Raw genomic sequence first — 23,802 nt, forward strand, 5'->3', positions numbered from 1 at the left:
ATGCTGACCACCAGCCCCAAGGGCGAAAGCAGCGAGTCCGACGCCGCGCAGTCCGCGGCGCCCGGAGGCAACGCCAAAGACAGCAAAGAGAGCAAGGACGCAGCCTCCACGGACACGGCGACCGCAACGCTCGAGGCCCCAACCAAAACCGACAAGGACAGCGGCACCAGCGCCGCGGACACCGGCGACGGCGAGGAGGGCACCAGCAACACCTCGGTCGTGCGCGCCACCGGCTCCATGGCGGTGGCCACCCTCATCTCCCGCGTCACCGGCTTCATCCGCACCGTGCTCATCGGCGCGGCGCTCGGCCCCGCGGTCGCCTCCGCCTTCAACACGGCCAACACCCTGCCCAACATCATCACCGAGATCGTGCTGGGCTCCGTCCTCACCGCCCTGGTGGTGCCGGTGCTGGTGCGCGCCGAAAAGGAAGACGAGGACCACGGCGCCCGCTTCATCCGGCAGTTGTTCACCCTCACCGTCACGCTCATGACGGTGGTCACCGTGCTCGCCGTCGCGTGCGCGCCGCTACTGACGCGGCTCTTCCTGGATGACGAGGGCAAGGTCAACGTGGTCCAGGCGACCTCGTTCGCCTTCCTGGTGCTGCCGCAGATCTTCTTCTACGGGCTCTTCTCACTGTTCATGGCGATCCTGAACACGAAGGAGCACTTCCGGCCCGGTGCGTGGGCGCCGGTGGCAAACAACGTGGTCTCCATCGCGGTGCTCCTGCTCTATATGTTGCTGCCGGGGAGTTTGAATCCGGCGGCGCCGGCGTCGATAAGCAATCCGCACGTCGCGCTGCTGGGCCTGGGCACGACGCTCGGCGTGGTGGTGCAGTGCCTCATCATGATGCCCGCGCTGCGGAAGCTGCGGATTGACCTGCGGCCGCTGTGGGGCATCGACGATCGCCTCAAGCAGTTCGGCGGCATGGCGCTGGCCATCATCACGTACGTGGCGATCAGCCAGGCGGGCTACATCGTGACCACGCGCATCGCCTCGACCGCGAGCGAGGCCGCGCCGATCATCTACCAGCAGCACTGGATGCTGCTGCAGGTGCCCTACGGCATCATCGGCGTCACGCTGCTCACCGCGATCATGCCGCGCCTGTCGCGCAACGCCGCCGACGGCGACGACAAGGCCGTCGTGCGCGACCTCACCCTGGGCACCAAGCTCACCTTCATCGCGCTGATCCCCATCATCGTCTTCATGACGGCGCTGGGCCCGGACATCGGCCACGCCCTATTCGCCTACGGCAACTTCGACGGCGACACCGCCCGCACCCTCGGCCTGACGATTAGCTTCTCCGCGTTCACGCTCATCCCGTACGCGCTCGTCATGCTGCACCTGCGCGTGTTCTACGCGCGCGAGGAGGCGTGGACGCCCACCATGATCATCGCCGGCATTACCGCCACGAAGATCGTGCTGAGCTACCTCGCGCCCATGGTGGCGGACTCCACCCAGTCAGTCGTGGTGCTGCTCGGCGCTGCAAACGGCTTCGGCTTCATCGCCGGCGCGCTCATCGGTGCGTTCCTGCTGCGCCGCAAACTCGGCACGCTGGAGGCAGCCACCGTCATGCGCACCTCGCTGTGGGCCGCCGGCGCAGGCCTGGTCGGCATCGCCGTCACGTTCCTCATCCGCTGGCTGGTCCGCGACGTCGCCGGCATCAACGTCCCGCGCGCGCTGGGCTCGCTGATCGGCCTGCCCTCGCTGGGATTCCTCATCGAGGTGGCTATCCTGGGCATCCTCTTCCTCATCGTCACCGGCCTGGTGCTCTCGCGCTCGAAGCTGCCCGAGGTGCAAAACCTGGGCCGCGCGCTCACCCGCATCCCGGGCCTGGGCCGCTTCATCCGGCCGGACGACACCGCCGCCATCGAGGTCGGCGAGGTGGACCCGCGCGACGTGTCCACCCAGTTCCTCGTGGCCGACACCTTCAACGCCAGCCCGGTCCCGCCGCCGATGTCCGCCGGCGTGGTCCGCGGCCCGCGACTCGTGCCGGGCGCGAACGTGTCCGACGGCCGCTTCCGCCTCATCCGCGACCACGGCGCCACCACCGGCGCCCGCTTCTGGCAGGCCCGCGAGCTGTCCACCGGCGCACCCGTGGCGCTCACCTTCGTGGACACCACCGGCGCCGCACCGATGGCGCCGGTCACCCCGCGCGAGGCCGCCCTGCAGGCCGCCGGCGTGGCCCGCCGCACGCGCAAGCTTGCGCGCCTGGGCCACCCCGCGATCGCCGACAACATTGAGATCCTGTCTTACCGCTCCGGCGCCCTCATCGTGGCGGACTGGATCGAGGGCTCCTCGGTGAAGGCGGTCGCGGAGAGCGGCCAGACCCTGCACACCGAGGCCGTGGCCAACGCGCTCGCGCCGCTCGCCGGGGCGCTGGCCACCGCCCACGAGCAGGGCATCCCGCTCGGCCTGGACAACCGCCAGCGCCTGCGCGTGGACACCGACGGCCACGTCCGCCTCGCGTTCCCCGCCGTCCTTCCGGATGCGTCCGGCCCCGCCGACGCCGAGGCCTTCGCGTCCGCGCTCCAGCTCCTCACCACCAACGTCAACTCCGACGCGCTCGACGGCATCACGCAGCGCACCAGGGCGCTTGTCGACGCCGACGCGATCGAAAACAGCGACTTCCACGACCTCGAGGACGCGCTGCGCCGCGAGGCGAACCTGCCGGCACCGGGGGAGGAGCCCACCTCCGCCAACCGGGGCGGCTCGACCGTCGTCGCCACCGCCGCGGCGTCCGCCAACGAGGCGTCCGAAGAGACTGCCACCGAGGACGAGCTTGTCGAGCCGATCGCAGAGACCACCCACGACCCGGACGAGGTCCCCGGTGGCTTCGGTTCGCGCCGCTACGGCACGATCACGGTCACGCTGCTGACGGCCATCGCGGTCGGCGCCGTGGTCCTCATCGCGATCCTCACCACCTCGCTGGTCGGACTGTTCTCCGGCAACGACATCAACTCTCCGGTCACGCAAAACTCGGTGGAGCAGGGCGCGGAAAACCTGGAGCGGGAAGCGCAGGAGGCCACAGAGTCCGCAGGGCTGCCCGTGATCATCGGGCCGCTCGAGGCCACGGCGATCGGCGCGGCGCAGGACGCAGCGCAAGGCACCGACCTCTCGCCGGTGGTCGACGGCGACCGCGCGACCAGCGCCACCGTCACCCGCGGTGAAGGCGTCAAGCTCGCCCCGCCGGAGTCCGCCGGCGCCGTCAACGTGGAGCAGATGCTCATTGACACCACCTCCGACGGCGGCCCCTACGAGATCTACGGCGTGCCCGCGGACTTTCCCGCAGAGCAGGAGGGCGCGCTGGACGTGCAGTCGCTGCCCAAGCTCGCGGAGGGCAAGTTCCACCCGGGGCAGAACAGCGTCGACGTCACCGACGACGTGAAGCTGCGCGGCGTCATCCTCCAGCTGCCGGCGTTTGAGAAGTCGAACAGTGTGGAGGTCAAAGAGGTTTCGGTGATTGGCTACACTGAGCTGCGGTGACGTGGCGTCGATAAGCGTTAAGCTCAAGCGCTGAATATTATTGCCCGGTCCCTCCCCGCAACGGGGGCGGATCGGGCATAATTGTGCGCGGGAACACATCATTCGGGGGAATTTTGGGGGAAACATGTCATATCGGACTGACCGCGAGCTCGTCCGCGCGCACGCAACCGGCGACCCGGCTGCGTTTACGGATATTGTGCGCAAGCACGGCCCGCAGCTCTACCGCGTGGCGCGCACGCACACGCACAATGACCAGGACGCGCAGGACATCGTGCAGGAGGCGCTGTTGAAGGCCTACCGCAACCTGCACCGCTACCGCGGCGAATCCAAGCTGGGGACGTGGCTGCACCGTATGACGGTCAACGCCGCCATCGACCACCTTCGCCGCACGTCGCGCAAGGACTTCGAGGTGAGTATTGACAACGAGGAGGCCGTCGACCGGGACCGCAACGCCAGCCTCGCCCACGACCCGTTGCGCGCGCTCGATTCCTACATGACCGTGCGCAACGCTGTCGCCGCGCTGCCTCGCGCGCAGCGAGGGGCCCTCTTGCTTATCGACGTCCACGGGCTCTCCGTCGAACACGCCGCCAAGGAACTGGGCGTCAAGCCCGGGACGGTGAAGTCCCGCCGCTCCCGCGCCCGCTCTGCAGTGGCGGACCAACTCCTGGCGCGTGGCTAACGTAGCGCTGAACTGCGGGAATCTCCCGCGGGCGTGGCGCGTTGAGTGGGGCAGTAGACTGTTGCGAGATTACGGCTACAACCACAATCGCGATGATGAGGCGGAGGACGCATGACAAAGCCAGATTTCAACCTGCTTTCTATGAACGTGCTGGGCGATACGCCCGCCGAGAAGAAGGGCGAGACGGAGGCCGCACCGGCGAAGGGCAGCGGCGATGAGAAGGTGCACGACGTGATCATCGTCGGCTCCGGCCCGTCCGGCTACACCGCCGCCCTCTACGCGGCCCGCGCGGAGCTGTCCCCGCTGGTGTTTGAGGGCTACGAGTTCGGCGGCGAGCTCATGAACACCACCGAGGTCGAAAACTTCCCCGGTTTTGAGGACGGCATCATGGGCCCCGAGCTCATGTCCAGCATGCGCGCCCAGGCCGAGAAGTTCGGCGCGGAGCTGCGCCCCGAGCTGGTCGAGCGCGTCGACTTCTCCGGCGACGTGAAGAAGGTCTACGTCGACGGCGAGGAGTTCAAGGCCCGCGCAATCATCCTCGCTACCGGCGCCGCACCGCGCCACCTGGGCATCCCGGGCGAGGAGGAGCTCACCGGCCGCGGCGTGTCCACCTGCGCGACCTGCGACGGCTTCTTCTTTAAGGACCACCACATCGCCGTGGTTGGCGGCGGCGACTCCGCGATGGAGGAGGCCACCTTCCTCACCACATTCGGCTCCAAGGTGTCCATCATCCACCGCTCGGAGAACTTCCGCGCCTCCCAGATCATGCTGGACCGCGCCCGCGACAACGAGAAGATCGAGTTCATCACCAACACCGTTGTCGACGAGGTGCAGGAGGCGGACGGCAAGGTCAGCGGCCTGAAGGTCCGCAACACCCAGACCGGCGAGGAGTCCGTCCTGGACGCCACCGCGCTCTTCGTGGCAATCGGCCACGACCCCCGCTCCGCCTTCCTGGAGGGACAGGTCGCTACTGACGAGGGCGGCTACATCCAGGTGGAGGACCCGACGACCAAAACCAGCGTCCCGGGCGTCTTCGCCGCGGGCGACGTGGTCGACCACATCTACCGCCAGGCCATCACCGCCGCCGGCTCCGGCTGCCGTGCCGCGATCGACGCGCAGCACTACCTCAATACGCTGTAGGCCGTGGCGCGTGGGCGTCGTGAAGCGAGGCCCAGCAAGCTGTAATGGTTCTGTTACTTCGCTGGGCGGGCGCGCGAGCCGGGGATTTTGCGGGCGCGACTAGACTAGGGGAGCCGGAACCGAGAACACGTGAAGGAGTTGCACCGTGAGCGCACCAGTGGACGTCACCCAGGACACCTTTAAGTCCGAGGTCATCGAGTCGGAGCTGCCCGTCCTCGTGGACTTTTCTGCCGAGTGGTGCCAGCCCTGCCAGCGGCTCGCCCCGGTGCTGGACGAGATCGCCGCCGAGTACGACGGCAAGCTCAAGGTGGTCAAGATCGACGCGGACACCGAGCGCACCCTGACCGCCATGTTCCAGGTGTTCAGCATCCCCACCGTCTTGCTATACAAGGACGGTGAAAAGGTCGACGAGTTCACCAACTACCGGCCCAAACAGGAGATCCTTTCCCGCATCGAGCCGCTGCTCTAGCTGGGTCCGCGGCGTGCCGACGTGCTGCTTCGCGCGCGGCCGCCTCACCCACGTAGGATGTAATAGGTATACGTGTCAACCGCTTCGTCAGAAAGGCCCCCAGTGCGTGCAACTCTTCGCGTCGGCGACTCCAGTGCCCGGGTTGCTGAGGTTCGCTCAACACTCGCGCGTCTAGGGTTGCTCAGCGGCTACGAGGGCTCCATCGATGAGTGGAACTCCCGCCAGTTTTCGCAGGAAGAGATGCTTTTCGACGCCACGCTGGCCGACACCATCAAAGCCTTCCAGCAGTCGCGCGGCATCATGCCCACCGGCGACATCGATGACCTGACTCTCCGCGAGCTCCGCCAGGCGTCGTACAAACTGGGCAACCGCGTCCTGAGCTACCAACCGAGCCAGGAGCTCGTCGGCGACGACGTCGCGCAGTTGCAGACCCAACTCCACGAACTGGGCTTTTACGCGCACCGCATCGACGGCCGCTTCGGCCGCCGCACCCACGAAGCGGTGATGACCTACCAGCTCAACTCCGGCCTCGAGGACGACGGGCTCTGCGGCCCCGACACCCTCCACGCGCTCAGCCTGCTGGGCCGGCGCATCACCGGCGGCTCCGCCAACGCCATCCGCGAGCGCGAGCACGTCCGCCAGGCCGGCCCACACCTGACCGGCAAGCGCGTGGTCATTGACCCCGCCCTCGGCGGCACCGACACAGGCGTGACCGTCCAGGGCCCGTACGGCCCCATCACCGAAGAAGAGATCGTGTGGGACCTGGCGCAGCGCGTCGAGGGCCGCATGATCGCCGCGGGCGTGGAGACCATCATCTCGCGCACCCGCGGCGACAACCCGTCGGCAAAAGCGCGCGCCGACCTGGCCAACGGATTCAAGGCCGACCTGGTGATCTCGCTGCAGCTAGACCACTACCCGAACGAGAAGGCCAACGGCGTGGCCACCTTCTACTTCGGGTCCGAGATCGGCAGCTCCTCCATGACTGGCGAGACGCTCTCCGGCTACATCCAGCGCGAGATCGCCGCCCGCACCAACTTGCGGAACTGCCACAACCACGCCCGCACCTGGGAAATGCTGCGCATGACGCGCATGCCGTCGGTGGAAGTGGTGGCCGGCTACCTGAGCAACCCGGGCGACCTGGCCGTGCTCATCGATCCCGCGCAGCGTGACGCGATCGCGGAATCCATCGTCGTGGCCGTCAAGCGCCTCTACCTGCTGGAATCCGACAACCAGCCGACCGGCAGCTACTCGTTCCAGGACCTGCTGCGCGAGGAGCGCGCGTAGGTTCCTGCTGGGGGAAATAGCGGGGGAAATTACGGGGAAGGTTTCGGGGTTCCGCGCCTGGGCTACTTTGCGTAGTACCTGGTGGTCCGGGTCGAGCCGATCTTGCGGATCAGTGAGGCGTCGACAAGCTTGCGCAACGCGCGGTACGCCTGCTGCTGGCTCAAGCCGGTGATGGCGGCGACGTCGCCGCTGGCCAGGCCCGCGCGGCCCGCGCGCTGCACCGCGCCCAGCGCCATCGCGTCATTGCCCTTCACCGCGAGCGGGGCGCTTGAGTGCTGCGTCACCGTCACCGTCACGCCCTGCCCGTGGGTGCCCGCGAAGCTGACCGGGTCCAGCTCTGCGGCGGACAGCGTCCGCGCGACCTCCGGGTACCCTGTTCCGGCGCCGCGCGTGAGCCCGGTGAGCGAGACCGCGGTGCTCAGGTGCAGCGAGCGCGGCGCGTAGACGGGCCGGCCCTCCGCGAGCGCCGCCGCGTCCACCCCGCGCGGCAGGCCGCCGGGGCTTGAGATGCTGGTGAAGTCTTCCTCTAGCGCCACGTAGACGGGCGCGGGCAGCGAGTAGTCGCGGTGGACGAGCGCGTTAATCACCAGTGGAAACGCGGGACCGAGCGCGGCGCGATGCTCGGTGAGCGCGCTGAGCATCGTGGCCAAGGGGGCCACGCTTCGCGACGTCCGGTGCGAGACCCGCCGGTCCGAGAACACCAATTGGTGGTACGGCAGGTGCGTACGGATCGCCTCCGTGCGGCCGAAGAGCGCGATGGCGCCGAGCGTCAGCGGGTGCTCCGCGTCGGTGCGGAACCCGAGCGCCCGGACGAGCGCTTCGTCGGAGCGCTGCGCGGCAAGCGCGTCGCCACCGTGGCTCGCCGCCAGTTCGCGGAAGCTCGCAATCGCCTCCGGGTCGATGTCGTCCGGGGCGGCACCGCGGGCGGGGGAGAGCGCCCAGTCGACCCCGTTGGCGTCGCGGTAACGCGTGAACAGATACGTCGGGTCCATGCCGACTGCCTCAGCCACGCCCCGCTCGTTCAGGCGCCGCGTTCGGTAGGTGCCCCACGCGGTGGCGACGGGGCTCGGGTGCGCGTCGGTCCGCACCGCGATCACCTCGGCGCCGCCGAGCCGCGCGGCGCTCACATCAACCTCCAGCGGCGGGTTGGTGTAGCGGCGCACCGCCATGGCCAGCTGCGCGGGGTCGGTTCGATCACCGTGGAAGGGATAGCAGCCACTGATTGAACCGTCCGAATCCACGCCGATGAAAAGGGTGCCGCCCTCGGCGTTGGCCATGGACGCCATCGTTTCAATCACGCGGCGCTCGTTGATGAAAGCGGCAGATTTACGACGCGCAAACGCCCTGGTCATTCCCTGTCCCAGGGCGATTTGATCAGCCATTTCCTCAGCGCGCATGCCGATAGCTTACATCATTGGTATTCGCCAGTTCGATTCGTCCGGCACCGTCTGATTGAATGATGGAATGTGGGCACACTGGTGGGCGGAATCGGTGAGGTGATGGAATCAGACGGCCGGCGCTTCTGCTAGCAGGTCGGCGATTTCTTGGTCCTCCATGAGGTCGAATACGGGCGGAAGCGAGAGCCGGAGGCGGGGCAGCAGCGGGTGGTCGTCTACGATGCGGAAGCCGGCGGACTCGAGGATGGGGACCTCTGTCAGACCGATTGCGGCGGCGTGGCGGGCGATGGGGCTGTGGGCCTGCGCGGTGGCGTCGTCAAGCGTTGAGTCCCGCGCGGAGGGCTCGTGGAGGCCGAAGACCTCGAGGGCCTGTGCGCCCGCGCTCGTGGCGGCGGCGATGGTGGCGTCGAGGAGTACCGATTCGTAACCGCGGCGCTGGGCTCGGGCGTCGATGTGCAGGCTCGTGATAACCCATGCGTCTTGGCTAATGGGTGCGGTGGGGAAGCGGGAGGCGCCCGGGGCGAATTCCGGCGGGCAGAAGAGGATGGTGGCCAGCGCGCCCTCGTCGGTGCTCACCTCCGCGATGGAGTGGCCGATGGGGTACTGCTCGTAGCAGCGCGCGATGAGCCAGGCCTCTTTGTCCAGCTCAGAGCGCTGGACGGCGAACTCGGTGTCGGCGTGGCGCGTGGATGACCTCGGCGGGTCGAGCTCCCAGAAGACGGTGTCGGCGGCGCGCCGGTGGATGCGGGCGAGTGTGCCGGCGTGCACCGGCACGAGCTGCGCGCGTGGTTGCGTTGGCACCCGTCCCCCTGACGTTCCGCCGGTCCGATCAGTCCTGCTCGCCCTGGATCAGGCCCATGATGCGGTCAAAATCGTCCTTGTCGCCGAACTCGACGACGATCTTGCCCTTGCGCTTACCCATGGTCACGGAGACCTTGGTGTCCCAGGCGTCTGCGAGGGAGTTCGCGGCGTTGGTGAGGAACTCCGGCTGCGGCCGGGGCTCGCGTTTCTTCTTCTCGGGCAGGGCGCCGTTGTTGTTCAGCAGCGTGACGGCCTCCTCGGTGGCGCGCACGCTCAGGCCCTCGGCGACGATGCGGTTGGCCAGCTCGTTCTGCGCGGTGGAGGTCTGCTCGTCGCTGTCCAGCTTCACGCCCAGGAGGGCGCGGGCGTGGCCCGCGGAAAGGACGTTCGCGGCGACGCGGCGCTGCACGTCCACCGGGAGGCGCAGCAGGCGGATGGCGTTGGTGATCACCGGGCGGGAGCGGCCCAGCTTGTCCGCCAGCTGCTCCTGGGTGACGCCGAACTCCTTGAGCAGCTGCTCGTAGGCGGCGGCTTCTTCCAGCGGGTTGAGCTGGACGCGGTGGATGTTCTCCAGGAGGGCGTCGCGGAGCATGTCCTCGTCGGAGGTCTCGCGCACGATCGCCGGGATGTGCTTGAGGCCGGCCTTGGAGGCCGCGCGCCAGCGGCGCTCGCCCATGATCAGTTCGAAGCCGTCCTGGGTGTCGCGGACGACGATCGGCTGCAGAAGGCCGAACTCGCGGATGGAGTGCACCAGCTCGGCCAGCTCGTCTTCGTCGAAGACCTGGCGGGGCTGCTTCGGGTTGGGGATGATCTGCCCCAGCGGCACTTCCTGGTAGCGGGCGCCCACGGGCACCGGCTGCATGACGTTGTCCTTCGCGGCGGAGACGGTCGGGGCGCCGGCGATCGGCCCGCGAGGCGAGCCGCCCACGGTGGGGGCGCCCTTAACCTTCTTGCGCTGCTTGTCCTTCTTGTTCTTCTTGCCCGAATTGCCCGAATTGCCTGAGTTGCCTGAGTTCGCAGCGTCGTCGGCGCCGGCATTGGGGCCCGCTCCGGTGCTGCCGTTGTTGGTCTCCTTCCCGGGCTTCGGCGCCTGCGAGCGCTGCGCGGCCTTGCCGTCGCCGAAGATGATGTCGGAGGCTCCATTGCCAATCGCGCCCGTCTTCCCGGTCGTATCCGTCGTCGACGGCGCGGACGGGATCAGTGCGGCCAGGCCTCGCCCGAGTCCGCCTTTGCGTTGCTGTGCCATGTGCTACTCCTCGCCCTCAGTGTCTACAGTGCCTACAGTGCCGTCAGAACCTGCTGAACCTTCAGCATCTTCCCCCGCGTCCCCGTCGCTATCCAGCTCCGCGAACACCTCGGGGCTCACGCCGATCGGCCCGGTTGTCTCGTGCGGCTGGTAGTCACCGCGGTTGGCCAGCTCGCGCGCCGCGTCGAAGTACGCGAGCGCCCCGCGGGAGCCGGGATCGTAATCAATCACGGTCTGCCCGTAGCCGGGGGCCTCGGACACCTTGACCGAGCGCGGGATGACGTTGTTGAGCACCACCTGGCCGAACTGGTCGCGCACCTCGGCGGCCACGTCGGCAGCCAGGCGCGTGCGCGCGTCGTACATGGTGAGCAGGATCGCGGAGATGTGCAGGTTGTGGTTCAGGTGCTCGCGGATCATGCCGATGTTGCCCAGCAGCTGGCCCACGCCCTCGAGCGCGTAGTACTCGCACTGGATGGGGATAAGCACCTCGTCAACCGCGGTCATTGCGTTGATGGTGAGCAGGCCGAGGGACGGCGGGCAGTCGATGAACACGTAGTCAAAGCCGTGCTCGTCGAGGAACCCGCGCCGGATAGCGTCGTGAAGCCGGTACTCGCGCCGCACCATGGAGACCAGCTCGATCTCGGCTCCCGCCAGGTCGATGGTGGCGGGGATGCAGAAGATGTTCGGGTTCTCCGCGTGCGCCTGCACGGCGTCGTCGGCCTCGGCCTCGCCGATGAGCACCTCGTAGCTGGACACGGTCCCGGAGGTGTGCTCGGCGCCGAGCGCCGTTGACGCGTTGCCTTGCGGGTCCAGGTCGATCACCAGCACCTTCAGGCCCTGTTTGCTCAGCGACGCCGCCATGTTCACCGCCGTCGTCGTCTTGCCCACGCCGCCCTTCTGGTTGGCAATGGTGAGCACGCGCGGCTGCTCCGGCTTAGGCAGCTTCGCGCGCCCAGACGTCATCTGGGTGGCCCGGTGCGCCGCGGCCATGATCGGGGTGTCGTCGAAATTCTGCTCGTCCATATTCGCTCCCCCTTACTTTCGCACGATTGTAATCAGGGTGGTCGGCTGCTCCAGCAGGCCCTCGCCGACCTGGGAGATGGTGGCTTCTCCGCCGCCCGCCTTCCGGATTTCCGCGGCGTCTCGCTCGAGCTCCTCGCTTACCGACGCCCCCTTCATCGCCACCATGACGCCCCCGTGCTTGGCCAACGGCAAGGACCATCCGGCGAGCTTGCCCAGCGGCGCCACCGCCCGCGAGGTGACGGCGTCGAACTGGCCGCGCTGCTGCTCCTCGGCGCGGCCCCGGATCACCGTAACGTTGTCCAGCCCCAGCTGCTCGGTCACCTCGCCGAGGTAGGTGGAGCGCTTCAGCAGCGGCTCGATGAGCGTCACGTCCAGGTCCGGCCGCGCGATGGCCAGCGGGATGCCCGGCAGGCCCGCGCCCGAGCCGATGTCCGCGATGCGGGCGCCCTCCGCGAACGCCTCGGCGGCGACGGCGCAGTTGAGGATGTGGCGGCCCCAGAGCCGGTCCACCTCCTTCGGCCCGATGAAGCCACGCTGCGCGGCCACGGTGGCCAGCGACTCACGGTACTGCTCCGCGAGCCCCAGGCGGTCACCGAAGACGGTGCGTGCGATAGCGGGGGTCTGTTCCGACACGGCTGTGCGCTCCTTTACACAAAGGGGAATTGTTTGCACTCCGACTCTAGTAAACGCGCCCAACATTGGGGCAATTGTGCGCGTTCACTTCCGCCAACCCAGTTAGACGCCTGGAATCGGGCACAAAAAACCCGCCGCCAACTGGCGACGGGTTTGCGTGAGCAACCCTTACTTGCCCTGCTTGCGCTGCTTCTTGGTGCGCTTGTCCACCTTGCGGGCGCCGACGGCCGGGGCGGAGGCGCGCTTGGCCTCGCGCTTGGCGGCCTCTTCCTCTTCTTCTTCCTTGTCCATCTTCGCGTACACGACACGGGTTTGGAAGAAGGTCCAGATGTTGTTGGACAGCGAGTAGAACAGGAGGCCGACGTGCCAGACAAAGCCGGTGAACAGGATCATGGCCGGCAGGAACCAGAGCATCATCTTGTTCATCATCTGCATCTGCTGGTCCATCATCTGCGCGTTCTCGCCCTGAGGTTTGTTCACCTTGCCGGCCGCGCGGCGGGCCTGCTGGCGCTGAATGGACATGCGCGCGTTCAGGTGGGTGAACAGCGCGGACAGGATGACCATCGGCAGGCAGACCGCGATGATCTTGGTCCGGGTGAGGTCCTCCACACCGGTGAACGCGGCGAACGCGTCTTCTGGCATGGACATGTACGCCGACAGCGGGACGCCGAAGATGTTGGCGTCCAGGAAGGAGCGGACGTCCTCGGGCGAGAAGGCGTAGTTGGCAATGTTGCGGTTCTCTTCAACCGACAGGCCGAGCGCACCCGGGCCGTTGCCGGTGCGGTTGAACGAGCGCAGCACGTGGAACAGGCCGATGAACACCGGCATCTGCACGAGCGGGACCAGGCAGGAGGCGAGCGGGTTGGTGCCCATCTCCTTGTACAGCTTCTGGGTCTCCTCGGCCATCTTCTGCTGGTCGTTCTTGTACTTCGCGCGGATTTCCTGCATCCGCGGCTGCATCTCCTGCATGCGGCGCATGGAGCGCATCTGGTTGACCATCGGCTTGATCAGCAGCGCACGGATGGTCACCGTCAGCATGATGATGGACAGCGCCCAGGCCATGCCTGAATCTGGCGAGAGAATTGCGCCGAAGAGTTTGTGGTACGCCCACAGCACCCATGAAATCGGCCAATAAATGAAGTTCAGCACTTTTGGCAGTTACTCCTCATCGGTTTGTCGTATGTCCGTTGCCTGCACGCTGGAGCTTTGGGCGCTTGTCGACGCCCCCGCCCCCGCCGGAATACTCCCCGGCACAGGGTCGTAGCCACCTGGGTGCCACGGCCCGCACTTACACACGCGGGCGGCCGCGAGCGCGGTGCCTTTCACGGCACCGTGTCGCGCGACCGCCTCGAGTGCGTACGCACTGCAAACGGGCAAAAATCGGCAGGTCCCACCCAGCTTAAGGGGTGACACGTACTTTTGGTAGAGGCGCACCAGCTTCACCAGCGCGGCCGCCGCCGGCCCGGGAGGGCTGGGGATCCGGCCGCCGGCGAAGTTGTAGTACGCCATCAGCGGGTTGTCCGCTCTTGTGGTGGTTTGGCGATTTTGGCGCGCGCCTTGCGGACCGCGCGCTCGAGGTCTCCGGCCAGCTCGGCGCTCGACGCCGTGGCCGACACAGGAAGCGCTCGGATAACCACGTCGAATTCGCGCGGCAGCGCCTCCGCCTGCGTGCGCGCGACGGCCCGGAGTTTGCGGGACACCGCGTGCCTGGTCACAGCGTTCCCCACCTGTTTAGACACCACGAGCCCGAACCGAGGTCCGCCGCGCACGGCGGTGTCGGTTCGGGCTCTCAGGTGCACCACCAGTGTGCGGGAGCCGCCCCGCGTCCCTTTGCGCATCGTGCGACGAAAGTCGCTGGATGACGCAAGCTTCAGCGGGCGCGGCAGCACGGTGGTGAACCCTGAATTGGTGCAGCTACGGCGCGACTACGCGGTCAGCTTTGCGCGGCCCTTCTTGCGGCGCGCGGAAACGATGGCGCGGCCGGCGCGGGTACGCATGCGGGCGCGGAAGCCGTGCTTGCGCGAGCGACGACGGTTGTTGGGCTGGTAAGTCCGCTTGGACACGGTGGACTCCTTGTATGCGTCACGGCGACCAACGGTCGGGGGCACTACGCGGCACGGATGTTCTGTGCAGAGCATCCGTGAGCAGTGCTCCCGTCCTCCCGGGGCAGTGGCCGCCTCCGGTAGAAAAATGTTGTTGAGATCGCGCTTCACCGCGTACTGGGTGAAGGCCGCATGCGCTACCTGCGCTGACTCGCCCTTGCGGGGGCCCGGTTCTCGGCGCGGGTAGTGCTCTCAAGCGCGCGAGTGCAAGGCGTTGCGCGGGGCAACGGCCAGTGCGACTAGCGCGACAGACTCCACTAGGGTACGTGATTTTTCCTTCGGGCGACAAATCGACACTCCGACAGGATTCGCGGGGACGAACGGGGGCACCCGAAATTACATAACTGTGTTTTTTCGCAGGTAGTCGGCCCAATCGGCCCGGCAACGTGGGGTTCAACGGGCGGGGAGGGGAGCGGGTCGCTGACACGTGTTCGATCCGTTTTCGAATTCCACAGGTTCTCCGGCGCGACACCGTTAGACACGCTGAGGTGACAGCGGGTAACAATGTCTTATCACCACAATTTCACAAGCATTCAGTACACAAGCCTGTGGATAACTGTGAAGTATGAGTTGAGACTTCTCCGGGGGACCCGCCATCACCCCAGCTCAACCACAACTTTAGGGTTAAGAAATGTTATCCACAGTTTGCGCACACACCTGTGGATAGAACCCGACGGTGGCGCTATCCACACCTGTGGATAAAGTTGTGGAACAACAGGTGAGGGCACATCCCGGCCCCCGCCAGCCTGTGGAGGCACGACCGGATTCGGTGGATTCCGCGGTGGGTTTTGTAATTTCACAAAGTTGCAGAGTTGCATAAGCCGCGCCGCGCATTCCTCCTGCGCCCCGCAGTACCAATACAGACCCCAAGAACCCCATAGCCCCATGTCGAGGAAAGAACAGGAGTAACCGTGGCCGAGCAACAGATCGAATCGCTCTGGCGTGACACCGTCACCCAGCTGCTGCAGCTCTCAGAGCGACCCGACTCTTCGGTCCCGCAGCTCAATTTCAAAGAGCGCTCCTACCTGCAGCTGGTCACCCCGGTCATGCTGGTCAACGGCTACGCGGTCCTTTCCGTCCCCCACCACGCGGCGAAGACGGTGATTGAGGATTCGCTGGCACCGCACATCACCAACCTGCTCGCCGCCCAGCTCGGCGGGCCGTGCATCCTCGCGGTGTCCGTCGCACCGGCGGCGGAGAGCACGCCGCCTCCTGCCGCTGAGCCGCCCGCCGCGCCGCAGCCCCCACAACCTACTGAGCCGGAAGTGCCGGGGCCGGTGGCGTCGACAAGCATGCCCCCGCAGCGCGATTACGCACCCTCCGTGCCCGAGGAATTTGCGCAGGATGCGGGGCCGGGCGAGCAGATCCCGATGGGGCTGGACGAGCTCGCGCAGATGCACGCGCAGCAGCAAAAGCAGCGGCAGGGCCACCCGACCGTGCCGCGGCGCATCCCGCGCGAAGAGCCGGCGCACGACCCGGACCGGGCGGCGAACTTGAACCCGAAGTACACGTTTGAAAACTTCGTCACCGGCTCGTCCAACCGCTTCGCGGCGGGCGCGGCGCTCGCGGTCGCTGAGGCACCGGCCCGCGCCTACAACCCCCTGTTCATCTGGGGCGGATCCGGCCTGGGCAAGACGCACCTGCTGCACGCGGCGGGGAATTACGCACAGGTGCTGCAGCCGGGGCTGCGGATCAAGTACGTGTCCTCGGAGGAGTTCACCAACGACTACATCAACTCCGTGCGCGATGACCGGCAGGAATCGTTCAAGCGCCGCTACCGCAACCTGGACATCCTCATGGTGGATGACATCCAGTTCCTGCAGGGTAAAGAGGGTACGCAGGAGGAGTTCTTCCACACCTTCAACGCGCTGCACCAGGCGAATAAGCAGATCATCCTGTCCTCGGACCGCCCGCCGAAGCAGCTCACCACCCTGGAGGACCGCCTGCGCACCCGCTTCGAGGGAGGGCTGATTACCGACGTCCAGCCGCCGGACCTGGAGACCCGCATCGCCATCCTGATGAAGAAGGCGGCTGCCGACGGCACCGAGGTCGAGCACTCCGTCCTCGAGCTGATCGCGTCGCAGTTTCAGTCCTCCATCCGCGAGCTGGAGGGCGCGCTCATCCGCGTGTCCGCGTACTCGTCGCTGTCCAACAAGCCGGTTGACCTGCAGGCCGCGCACCACGCGCTGCGCGACATCCTGCCGGACGAGGCCGACGTGAACATCACCGCGGACGCCATCAAGCAGGCGGCCGCGGAGTACTTCAAACTCTCGTTGGAGCAGCTCACCGGTGCCGGAAAGGCCCGGCAGGTGGCGCACGCGCGCCAGATCGCCATGTACCTCTGCCGCGAGCTCACCGAGCTGTCGCTGCCCAAGATTGGCGACGAGTTTGGCGGCAAGGACCACACCACCGTCATGTACGCGGACCGGAAGATCCGCAAGGAGATGACGGAGAAGCGTGGCACCTACGACGAGATCCAGGAGCTCACGCAGATGATCAAGAACAAGGCGCGCATGGGCTAGGCCGTGGGCCCGCTTTTCCGCCCCACAAGATCACAAAAACCCCAGAAGTCACTCTCTTACCACTCTCCACAGACTTCTCCACACCTGTGTAATTACGCCGTTGTAATTTGGCGATCTTGCTCACACGGCACCTGACGCAAGCCCCCAGATCCGCCCTGTGGATAACCGTGCAAATCTTGTGAAAGCCCAGTGGACAACGTCCGACCTGCTGTGGAACAAAATCGCGCCCGAAAAGTTATCCACAACCGCGCGGAGATATCCACAGAAACTCCACACCCCGAATCACAGCCCTGTTTCGCGCCACCACCACCGCGAAACCCATGGATTCCACAGATTGCACAGCACCTACTGCAGTTACCAACTCTTTTACTTGTAATTCCTTCTACAGAAAGAGAGGTTGTGCATGACCCGCCCGCTGTCCGCTCGGACAGCCCGATTCTTGGAATTACAAAACCCGCTTTCGCCCCGGGGCGATATGGCGAAGCCCCGGCGCCCCGCCTAGAGTGAGAACGTAATTACAGATCCTGGTTACCGCGGGTAGCCGCGCAACGGTTTCAACATCACGACTACAAGCAAGGGAGCCTTACGCCGTTATGGTCGAGAGCATCGGTGAGAACACCCTGTCATTCCGCGTCCACAAAGATGACCTCTCTGACGCCGTGGCGTGGGTGGCTCGCGCCTTGCCCACCAAGAGCACGCAGCCGATCCTGCGCGCAATTGTGATCACCGCGGACGATGAGGGCCTGGAGCTCGCCGGCTTTGACTACGAGGTGTCCACCCGCGTCCGACTCGGCGCCGAGGTTGACCAGCCGGGCAGGGTCGCGGTGGCCGGCAAGCTGCTCTCGGACATCGTGGCCAACATGCCCCACCAACCGGTTGAGGTGACCACGGACAACAACACCATGAAGCTGGTGGGCGGCAAGGCCCGCTTCGAGCTTCCGCTGATGCCGCTGGATGATTACCCGCAGGTGCCCAGCCTGCCGGAGACCACCGGCACGATCGCCCCGGCGTCGCTGACCCGCGCGGTCTCCCAGGTCGCCTCCGCTGCCGGCCGCGACGACACGCTGCCCATGCTCACCGGTATCCACGTGGAGATCCGCGGCGCAAAGATGCGCCTGACCGCAACGGACCGCTTCCGCCTTGCCATCCGCAGCCTGGAGTGGGAGCCGCAGAGCCCGGACGTGGAGGCGAAGCTCCTGGTCCCGGCCAAGACCCTCCTGGACAATGCCCGCACGCTGGACACCCAGCTGGAGGACCCGGTGGAGATCGCGGTCGGCGCGCAGGACAACGTTGGCGCCGAGGGCCTGTTCGGCATGCACGTGGGCAACCGCGAAACCACCACCCGCATGCTCGACGCGGACTTCCCCAATGTGGAGCCGCTGCTGCCCAAGGCGCACACCTCCATGGCCACGGTCGAGGTCGCCCCGCTGCTCGAGTCCATCCGCCGCGTCTCCCTCGTGGCCGACCGCAACGCGCAGATCCGCCTGCACTTCCGCGAGGGCGAGGTGAGCCTGTTCGCCTCCGGCGTCGACTCGGGCGAGGCGAGCGAATCCCTGCCGGCCGCGTTCACCGGCGCGGACGAGCTGCTCATCGCCTTTAACGCCGGGTACCTGCGCGACGGCCTGTCCGTCATCGGCACCGACCGCGTCGTCTTCGGCTTCACCGAGGCCTCGCGCCCCGCGATCATGATCCCGGAGCCGGAGGACCTGCCCGAGGCCAACGAGGACGGCACGTTCCCCACCCCGGAGACCCACTTCACCTACCTGCTGATGCCAGTGCGCCTGCCGGGCTAATCGACGCCTACTCGTCCGGCCCCCAACGCGCCCCCTAAGCCGACCATGCTGACATTGCTGACCATGCCGACTCAGAGAAGAAACGTTGTACGTTAGCGAACTTGACCTGCGCGATTTCCGCTCGTGGCCCTCGCTCCACCTGGAGCTGGAGCGCGGGGTCACCGTGTTCGCCGGACGCAACGGGCACGGCAAGACCAACATCGTCGAGGCCGTCTACTACACCTCCGTCCTGTCCAGCCACCGCGTGAGCACGGACGGCCCGCTGGTCCGCGGCGGCGCGAGCAGCGCGCGTATCTCCGCCACCACGGTCAACGAGGGCCGGGCGCTCACCACGCACCTGCTGCTCAAGGCCTCGGGTGCCAACCAGGCGCAGATCAACCGCACCAGGCTCAAGTCGCCGCGCGAGCTGGCCGGCGTCCTGCGCACGGTGATGTTTTCCCCGGAGGACCTGCGCCTGGTCAACGGCGAGCCCGCCGAGCGCCGGCGTTTCCTTGATGCGCTCGCCGCGCTCCGGGTCCGCCGCCTCGGCGGGGTGAAGGCGGACTATGACAAGGTGCTGCGCCAGCGCAACGCCCTGCTCAAGCGGTCCAACATGGTGCTGCGCCGCGGCTACGAGGACCCGCAGGGCGCGAGCGCGCTGAGCACGCTTGACGTGTGGGACGGGCAGTTGGCGTCGTTAGGCGCGCAGCTCACGGCGGGGCGGATGCGCCTGGTGGGCGAGCTCGCGCCGCACGTTACGGAGTCCTACCACTCGGTGGCTCCGGAGTCGCGGCCGGCGCACATCAAGTACAGCTCCACCCTGGACGCGGCGGTCCGGACGCTCAATGATGGCCCCTCGGAGGACCCCGCGATCCTGGAGGCCGCGATGCTCAGCGAGCTGGGCCGCCGCCGCAGCGAGGAGCTCGACCGCGGGACCACGCTGGTGGGCCCGCACCGCGACGACCTGGTCCTCAGCCTGGGCGAGCAGCCGGCGAAGGGGTACGCCTCGCACGGCGAGACCTGGTCGTACGCGCTCGCGCTGCACCTTGCGGAGTACCGGCTGCTCGCGGCGGACGGCGCGGACCCCGTCCTCATCTTGGACGACGTATTCGCGGAGTTGGACGCGAAGCGTCGGCAGCGGCTCGTGCGGGTCGCGGAGGACGCGGAGCAGGTGCTCATTACGGCGGCGGTGGGCGATGATCTGCCCGGCAACTTGGACGACGCGGTCTCCGCACGCTACGCGGTGACGATGGAGGAGGGGGAGTCGCACATTGAGCGATCTGGTCAGTGACACCTTCAACCAGCTGCGCGAGACGGTGCGCCGCAGCGGCCGCCGCCTGCCCAACCTGCGGAAACAGGGCGCGAACGTGACGCCGCGCCGCAGCGTGGGCAAGCGCGCGCTCACGGCGGGGACGACGGGCGCCCCCGGGGAGGGCGAGGAGGTGGCCGTGCCCGGACTCCACTTTGAGGAGCAGGCCCGCAGGCCGTGGGTGCGCCGCGGCCGGCCCACGGGCAAGGATGGGCGGGCGTTGCCGCGGGGGTACGAGGTGGCGTCGTTTAGCGCTCTGCTCGGCAAAGAGGTGCGGCAGCGCGATTGGACCGAAAATATTGCGTACGGCTGGGTGATGGGCAATTGGGAGGGCCTGGTCGGCGCGAAAATTGCGCAGCACACAAAGGTGGAGATGATCAAAAATGGGGAGGTCCACATTACTTGCGACTCAACGGCCTGGGCCTCCAACCTCAAGTACATGCAGTCCACGATTCTGCGCGCGATCTCGGAGAAGCTCGGCCCCGACGTGATCACCAAGCTGCACATCTTCGGCCCCAAAACCAAGAGCTGGCGCTACGGCCCGCTGCACGTCAAGGGCCGCGGCCCGCGCGATACGTACGGATAGGGGCTTTTGCTTAGCGACGCCACCGCCCACCCCAAAATCCGCCCGTGAAACGCCCTGTCGCTGCTTCACCTGGTGCCGTAAATGGTCCCCACTACGTGTAAGATAGAGCGGGTTAAACAGGCTTTAGGCACATATTGCCCACTCACGCATATAGAGGAGAGTCCAAGCAGTGGCTGAGCAACAACCTCATTACGACGCGTCATCAATTACTATCCTCGAAGGCCTCGAGGCTGTCCGCAAGCGCCCCGGCATGTACATCGGTTCCACCGGCACGCGCGGCCTGCACCACCTGGTGTGGGAGGTCGTGGACAACTCGGTCGACGAGGCAATGGCGGGCTACGCCGACCGCGTCGATGTGACCCTGTTGAAGGACGGCGGCGTCGAGGTCGTTGATAACGGCCGCGGTATCCCGGTGGAGATGCACCCGTCCGGCGCCCCGACCGTCCAGGTCGTCATGACCCAGCTGCACGCCGGCGGCAAGTTCGACTCCGAGTCCTACGCGGTCTCCGGCGGCCTCCACGGCGTGGGCATTTCCGTGGTCAACGCGCTGTCCACCCGCGTCGAGGCGGACATTAAGCGCGACGGCAAGCACTGGTACCAGCGCTTTAGCAACGCCATCCCGGACGAGCTGGAGGAGGGCGGCAACGCCCGCGGCACCGGCACCGCGATCCGCTTCTGGCCGGACGCGGAAATCTTCGAGACGGTCGAATTTGACTACGACACAATCTCCCGCCGCCTGCAGGAGATGGCCTTCCTGAACAAGGGCCTGACCATCACGCTCAAGGACGAGCGCGTCTCCGACGAGGAGCTCGAGCTCGAGGCCATCGCCGAGGAGGGCGAGACCGCCGCGCTGGTGGAAGAGGACTCGTTTGATGACGAAACCGTGGTCGAGTCCGACGCCGAAAAGGGCGAGGCCGGCGAGGCCGTCGCCCCGAACGTGAAGAAGAAGCGTGAGAAGAAGGTCACCTTCCACTACCCGAACGGCCTGATCGACTACGTGGAGTACCTGAACAAGGGCAAGACCACGATCCACCCGACGGTGATCGGCTTTGACCAGAAGGGCGACGACCACGAGGCCGAGGTGGCGCTGCAGTGGAACAACTCCTACAAGCAATCCGTCCACACCTTTGCCAACACGATTAATACGCACGAGGGCGGCACCCACGAGGAGGGCTTCCGCGCCGCGCTGACCAGCTTGATGAACCGCTACGCGCGCGAGCACAAGCTGCTCAAGGATAAGGAGCCGAACCTGACCGGCGACGACTGCCGCGAGGGCATCTCCGCCGTCATCTCCGTCCGCGTGGGCGACCCCCAGTTCGAGGGCCAGACCAAGACGAAGCTGGGCAACACCGAGATCAAGGGCTTCGTGCAGCGCGCGGTGAATGAGAACCTGTCGGACTGGTTCGACGCCAACCCGGCCGAGGCGAAGGCGATTATTAATAAGGCCGTGTCGTCCTCGCACGCCCGCCAGGCGGCCCGCAAGGCCCGCGACCTGGTGCGCCGCAAGTCCGCGTCCGACCTGGGCGGCCTGCCCGGCAAGCTGGCGGATTGCCGATCGAAGGACCCGGTGAAATCCGAGCTGTTCATCGTGGAGGGCGACTCCGCAGGCGGCTCGGCCAAGGGCGGCCGCGACTCCATGCACCAGGCGATCCTGCCCCTGCGCGGCAAGATCCTCAACGTGGAGAAGGCGCGCATGGACCGCGTGCTCAAGAACGCCGAGGTCCAGGCCATCATCACGGCGCTGGGCACCGGTATCCACGACGAGTTTGACATCAATAAGCTGCGCTACCACAAGATCGTGCTCATGGCGGATGCGGATGTGGACGGCCAGCACATCGCGACGCTGCTGCTCACCCTGCTGTTCCGCTTCATGCCGGACCTCGTGCAGAACGGTCACGTCTTCCTGGCGAACCCGCCGCTGTACAAGCTGAAGTGGGCAAAGGGCGCGCCCGGATACGCGTTTACCGACGCCGACCGCGACCGCCAGCTCGCCGAGGGCCTCGAGGCCAACCGCAAGATCAATACAGACGACGGTATCCAGCGCTACAAGGGTCTCGGCGAGATGAACGCTAAGGAGCTGTGGGAAACCACGCTCGACCCGGAGACGCGCATCCTCCGCCGCGTGGACCTGGAGGACGCGCAGCGCGCCGACGAGCTGTTCAGCATCCTCATGGGCGACGACGTCGCCGCCCGCCGCAGCTTCATCACCCGCAAGGCGAAGGACGTCCGCTTCCTGGACGTATAGGCAACATCGGGCCTCAGCGGCCGGTAGCCAGCGTGGTTACCGGCCGCTTTGCTGTGTAGTGGTGTGGTGTTGGCGCGTTACTTCGCGTGGCGCTCGATGATCTCGCCGAGACCCGGCAACGCGGGCGCGACGATTTTCGACGCCTTGCTGCGCAGCGACGTGTAGACCTTCTTCACCGCGCCCGGCAGGGAGTCCACGGAGGCGTCGGCAGTCTTGACGATGTCATCCACGACCTCGTCCTGGTGCGCGGCAAGGTAGCCGCCGAACCCGCTTGCGCTGCCCTCGCCCTGGTAGTTGGCCCAGTAGGGCTCGATGCGCTCGACCAGCATCGGCAGCACCTTATTGATGCCCTTGGACACCGCGTTGGCGTCCGCCTTCTTACCCGCGGCGAGCGCCGACTTCAGCGCCATGCCCGTCAGGCCGGACTGGTTGGACACGGTGGTTTCCGTCAGCTCGGCGAGGTCCTTCGTCACGGCGGGACGGGTGGTTTCTTCCAGCAGCTTCTGCAAATCAGACATGCGGGACATCTTACCGGCGAAAAGAAAGCCCGTCCGAAGACGGGCCGGGCGGCAGTGCCGCTTAGAAGTGCAGGCCGTACTTGCCAGCGGCGATGCGTGCGGCATCCGGGATCGGCATGCCTGGGTGCTGCTGGGAGACGGTGTAGACCTCAAGGATCGACCAGACGAATGCTGCGGAGGAAGCGAGGCCGACGACGGAGGAAATGATGGCTGCAATCATGAGAGTGTCCTTATTTCTGGGAACTTGAGCTGACTCACAAAGTATAAGTCGGACTCAAAAGTATCGCAGAGCTTCCGGCGAAAAAGGTGGATTTTCAATGCGAACGCCTGGGTGACGGGTCAAGGAGCGTTGGCTCACGAAGCAGGACGAGCAGCCTTCTACGCCCACGCAGCCGCTACTCAGGTGACGAGAACGGCATGCCCTGCCCCAGATGACGAGATCACCTTGACGAAGACGCGAGCCGGCGGGACCGCGGACAAATAGTTGGAGTGTCCCCGGGGGCGGAGAGGGTTTCTGATGTCCGCGCATTTTCCCCGTGAGATCCGGGAGCAAGCAGTTGATAAGTTTCTTGACGGCATGCCGTACAAGCGCA

At 66.6% G+C, this 23,802-nt stretch carries 21 protein-coding genes; 10 read left to right on the plus strand and 11 right to left on the minus strand.

Annotation, left to right across the window (positions count from 1 at the left end; all coding sequences use genetic code 11):
* The 5 genes from OVO38_RS10355 to OVO38_RS10375 all read left to right on the plus strand — a co-directional run bounded on the left by OVO38_RS10355 (window position 1) and on the right by OVO38_RS10375 (window position 7,055).
* Window positions 1-3,483: a murein biosynthesis integral membrane protein MurJ gene (locus OVO38_RS10355; protein WP_416358591.1), complete on the plus strand. Its 3,483-nt coding sequence runs from the start codon at window positions 1-3 to the stop codon at window positions 3,481-3,483.
* 124 nt (window positions 3,484-3,607) lie between these two features.
* The gene (locus tag OVO38_RS10360) at window positions 3,608-4,162 is read left to right on the plus strand and encodes an RNA polymerase sigma factor (protein WP_095535542.1); all 555 of its coding nucleotides are present in this window, start codon (window positions 3,608-3,610) and stop codon (window positions 4,160-4,162) included.
* A gap of 111 nt (window positions 4,163-4,273) precedes the next feature.
* Window positions 4,274-5,302, plus strand: coding sequence for a thioredoxin-disulfide reductase (trxB, locus tag OVO38_RS10365; protein ID WP_144718232.1), 1,029 nt, complete (start codon window positions 4,274-4,276; stop codon window positions 5,300-5,302).
* A 145-nt stretch (window positions 5,303-5,447) separates the two neighbouring features.
* Complete coding sequence (trxA, locus tag OVO38_RS10370; protein ID WP_095535540.1) at window positions 5,448-5,771, plus strand: thioredoxin; 324 nt, start codon at window positions 5,448-5,450, stop codon at window positions 5,769-5,771.
* A gap of 102 nt (window positions 5,772-5,873) precedes the next feature.
* The gene (locus tag OVO38_RS10375) at window positions 5,874-7,055 is read left to right on the plus strand and encodes an N-acetylmuramoyl-L-alanine amidase (protein ID WP_095537784.1); all 1,182 of its coding nucleotides are present in this window, start codon (window positions 5,874-5,876) and stop codon (window positions 7,053-7,055) included.
* 62 nt (window positions 7,056-7,117) lie between these two features.
* On the opposite strand, the gene OVO38_RS10380 is transcribed toward OVO38_RS10375, so the two are convergent.
* The 9 genes from OVO38_RS10380 to rpmH form a co-directional block, all read right to left on the minus strand.
* On the minus strand, window positions 7,118-8,452 hold the full coding sequence (locus OVO38_RS10380) for an RNA-binding domain-containing protein (protein WP_267208440.1): 1,335 nt from the start codon (window positions 8,450-8,452) through the stop codon (window positions 7,118-7,120).
* A 108-nt stretch (window positions 8,453-8,560) separates the two neighbouring features.
* On the minus strand, window positions 8,561-9,253 hold the full coding sequence (locus tag OVO38_RS10385) for a hypothetical protein (RefSeq protein ID WP_267208441.1): 693 nt from the start codon (window positions 9,251-9,253) through the stop codon (window positions 8,561-8,563).
* Between the two features lie 28 nt (window positions 9,254-9,281).
* Entirely contained in the window at window positions 9,282-10,499 is a 1,218-nt protein-coding gene (locus OVO38_RS10390; RefSeq protein WP_267208442.1) for a ParB/RepB/Spo0J family partition protein, read from the minus strand.
* Window positions 10,500-10,502: 3 nt separating this feature from the next.
* Window positions 10,503-11,522: a ParA family protein gene (locus OVO38_RS10395; protein WP_267208443.1), complete on the minus strand. Its 1,020-nt coding sequence runs from the start codon at window positions 11,520-11,522 to the stop codon at window positions 10,503-10,505.
* 12 nt (window positions 11,523-11,534) lie between these two features.
* Window positions 11,535-12,155 (minus strand): 16S rRNA (guanine(527)-N(7))-methyltransferase RsmG, encoded by a 621-nt coding sequence (gene rsmG / locus OVO38_RS10400; protein ID WP_233126991.1) that lies wholly within the window; start codon window positions 12,153-12,155, stop codon window positions 11,535-11,537.
* A gap of 168 nt (window positions 12,156-12,323) precedes the next feature.
* Window positions 12,324-13,304 carry a membrane protein insertase YidC gene (yidC, locus tag OVO38_RS10405; RefSeq protein ID WP_095535534.1) on the minus strand — a complete coding sequence of 327 codons (981 nt, stop codon included), beginning with the start codon at window positions 13,302-13,304 and terminating at the stop codon, window positions 12,324-12,326.
* 9 nt (window positions 13,305-13,313) lie between these two features.
* Window positions 13,314-13,664, minus strand: coding sequence for a membrane protein insertion efficiency factor YidD (gene yidD, locus OVO38_RS10410; RefSeq protein WP_165765442.1), 351 nt, complete (start codon window positions 13,662-13,664; stop codon window positions 13,314-13,316).
* Entirely contained in the window at window positions 13,664-14,044 is a 381-nt protein-coding gene (gene rnpA / locus OVO38_RS10415) for a ribonuclease P protein component (RefSeq protein ID WP_095535533.1), read from the minus strand. The genes yidD and rnpA overlap by 1 nt, the downstream gene beginning before the upstream one ends.
* A 36-nt stretch (window positions 14,045-14,080) precedes the next feature.
* On the minus strand, window positions 14,081-14,218 hold the full coding sequence (gene rpmH / locus OVO38_RS10420; RefSeq protein WP_095278661.1) for a 50S ribosomal protein L34: 138 nt from the start codon (window positions 14,216-14,218) through the stop codon (window positions 14,081-14,083).
* Window positions 14,219-15,168: 950 nt separating this feature from the next.
* Between rpmH and dnaA the strand changes: the two genes are divergently transcribed.
* The 5 genes from dnaA (at window position 15,169) to gyrB (ending at window position 22,691) form a co-directional block, all read left to right on the plus strand.
* A complete protein-coding gene (gene dnaA, locus OVO38_RS10425; RefSeq protein ID WP_239216283.1) occupies window positions 15,169-16,779 on the plus strand; it encodes a chromosomal replication initiator protein DnaA in 1,611 nt (536 codons plus the stop codon).
* Between the two features lie 593 nt (window positions 16,780-17,372).
* A complete protein-coding gene (dnaN, locus tag OVO38_RS10430; RefSeq protein ID WP_095278663.1) occupies window positions 17,373-18,572 on the plus strand; it encodes a DNA polymerase III subunit beta in 1,200 nt (399 codons plus the stop codon).
* Between the two features lie 85 nt (window positions 18,573-18,657).
* On the plus strand, window positions 18,658-19,842 hold the full coding sequence (recF, locus tag OVO38_RS10435) for a DNA replication/repair protein RecF (protein WP_267208444.1): 1,185 nt from the start codon (window positions 18,658-18,660) through the stop codon (window positions 19,840-19,842).
* Window positions 19,823-20,446, plus strand: coding sequence for a DciA family protein (locus OVO38_RS12405; protein WP_095548039.1), 624 nt, complete (start codon window positions 19,823-19,825; stop codon window positions 20,444-20,446). Before recF ends, OVO38_RS12405 begins: the two co-directional genes overlap by 20 nt.
* 169 nt (window positions 20,447-20,615) lie before the next feature.
* Window positions 20,616-22,691 (plus strand): DNA topoisomerase (ATP-hydrolyzing) subunit B, encoded by a 2,076-nt coding sequence (gene gyrB / locus OVO38_RS10445; RefSeq protein WP_095278666.1) that lies wholly within the window; start codon window positions 20,616-20,618, stop codon window positions 22,689-22,691.
* A gap of 77 nt (window positions 22,692-22,768) precedes the next feature.
* Here gyrB and OVO38_RS10450 read toward each other — a convergent pair whose 3' ends face one another.
* Both OVO38_RS10450 and OVO38_RS10455 read right to left on the minus strand, forming a co-directional pair.
* Window positions 22,769-23,209, minus strand: a complete 441-nt coding sequence (locus tag OVO38_RS10450; RefSeq protein WP_267208445.1) for a DUF6918 family protein — start codon at window positions 23,207-23,209, stop codon at window positions 22,769-22,771.
* Between the two features lie 61 nt (window positions 23,210-23,270).
* On the minus strand, window positions 23,271-23,429 hold the full coding sequence (locus OVO38_RS10455; protein WP_158221629.1) for a hypothetical protein: 159 nt from the start codon (window positions 23,427-23,429) through the stop codon (window positions 23,271-23,273).
* Window positions 23,430-23,802 lie beyond the last annotated feature (373 nt).

This window comes from Corynebacterium sp. Marseille-P8863 (assembly GCF_946902955.1).
GTDB lineage: Bacteria > Actinomycetota > Actinomycetes > Mycobacteriales > Mycobacteriaceae > Corynebacterium > Corynebacterium gottingense.

Excerpts from the sequence above, each read along its gene's own strand:
- OVO38_RS10360 (WP_095535542.1), top strand. The coding sequence starts at position 3,608 with ATGTCATATCGGACTGACCGCGAGCTCGTCCGCGCGCACGCAACCGGC.
- OVO38_RS10390 (WP_267208442.1), bottom strand. The coding sequence starts at position 10,499 with ATGGCACAGCAACGCAAAGGCGGACTCGGGCGAGGCCTGGCCGCACTG.
- dnaN (WP_095278663.1), top strand. The coding sequence starts at position 17,373 with ATGGTCGAGAGCATCGGTGAGAACACCCTGTCATTCCGCGTCCACAAA.
- OVO38_RS10455 (WP_158221629.1), bottom strand. The coding sequence starts at position 23,429 with ATGATTGCAGCCATCATTTCCTCCGTCGTCGGCCTCGCTTCCTCCGCA.
- yidD (WP_165765442.1), bottom strand. The coding sequence starts at position 13,664 with ATGGCGTACTACAACTTCGCCGGCGGCCGGATCCCCAGCCCTCCCGGG.
- OVO38_RS10395 (WP_267208443.1), bottom strand. The coding sequence starts at position 11,522 with ATGGACGAGCAGAATTTCGACGACACCCCGATCATGGCCGCGGCGCAC.
- OVO38_RS10355 (WP_416358591.1), top strand. The coding sequence starts at position 1 with ATGCTGACCACCAGCCCCAAGGGCGAAAGCAGCGAGTCCGACGCCGCG.
- OVO38_RS10380 (WP_267208440.1), bottom strand. The coding sequence starts at position 8,452 with ATGCGCGCTGAGGAAATGGCTGATCAAATCGCCCTGGGACAGGGAATG.
- trxB (WP_144718232.1), top strand. The coding sequence starts at position 4,274 with ATGACAAAGCCAGATTTCAACCTGCTTTCTATGAACGTGCTGGGCGAT.
- OVO38_RS10450 (WP_267208445.1), bottom strand. The coding sequence starts at position 23,209 with ATGTCTGATTTGCAGAAGCTGCTGGAAGAAACCACCCGTCCCGCCGTG.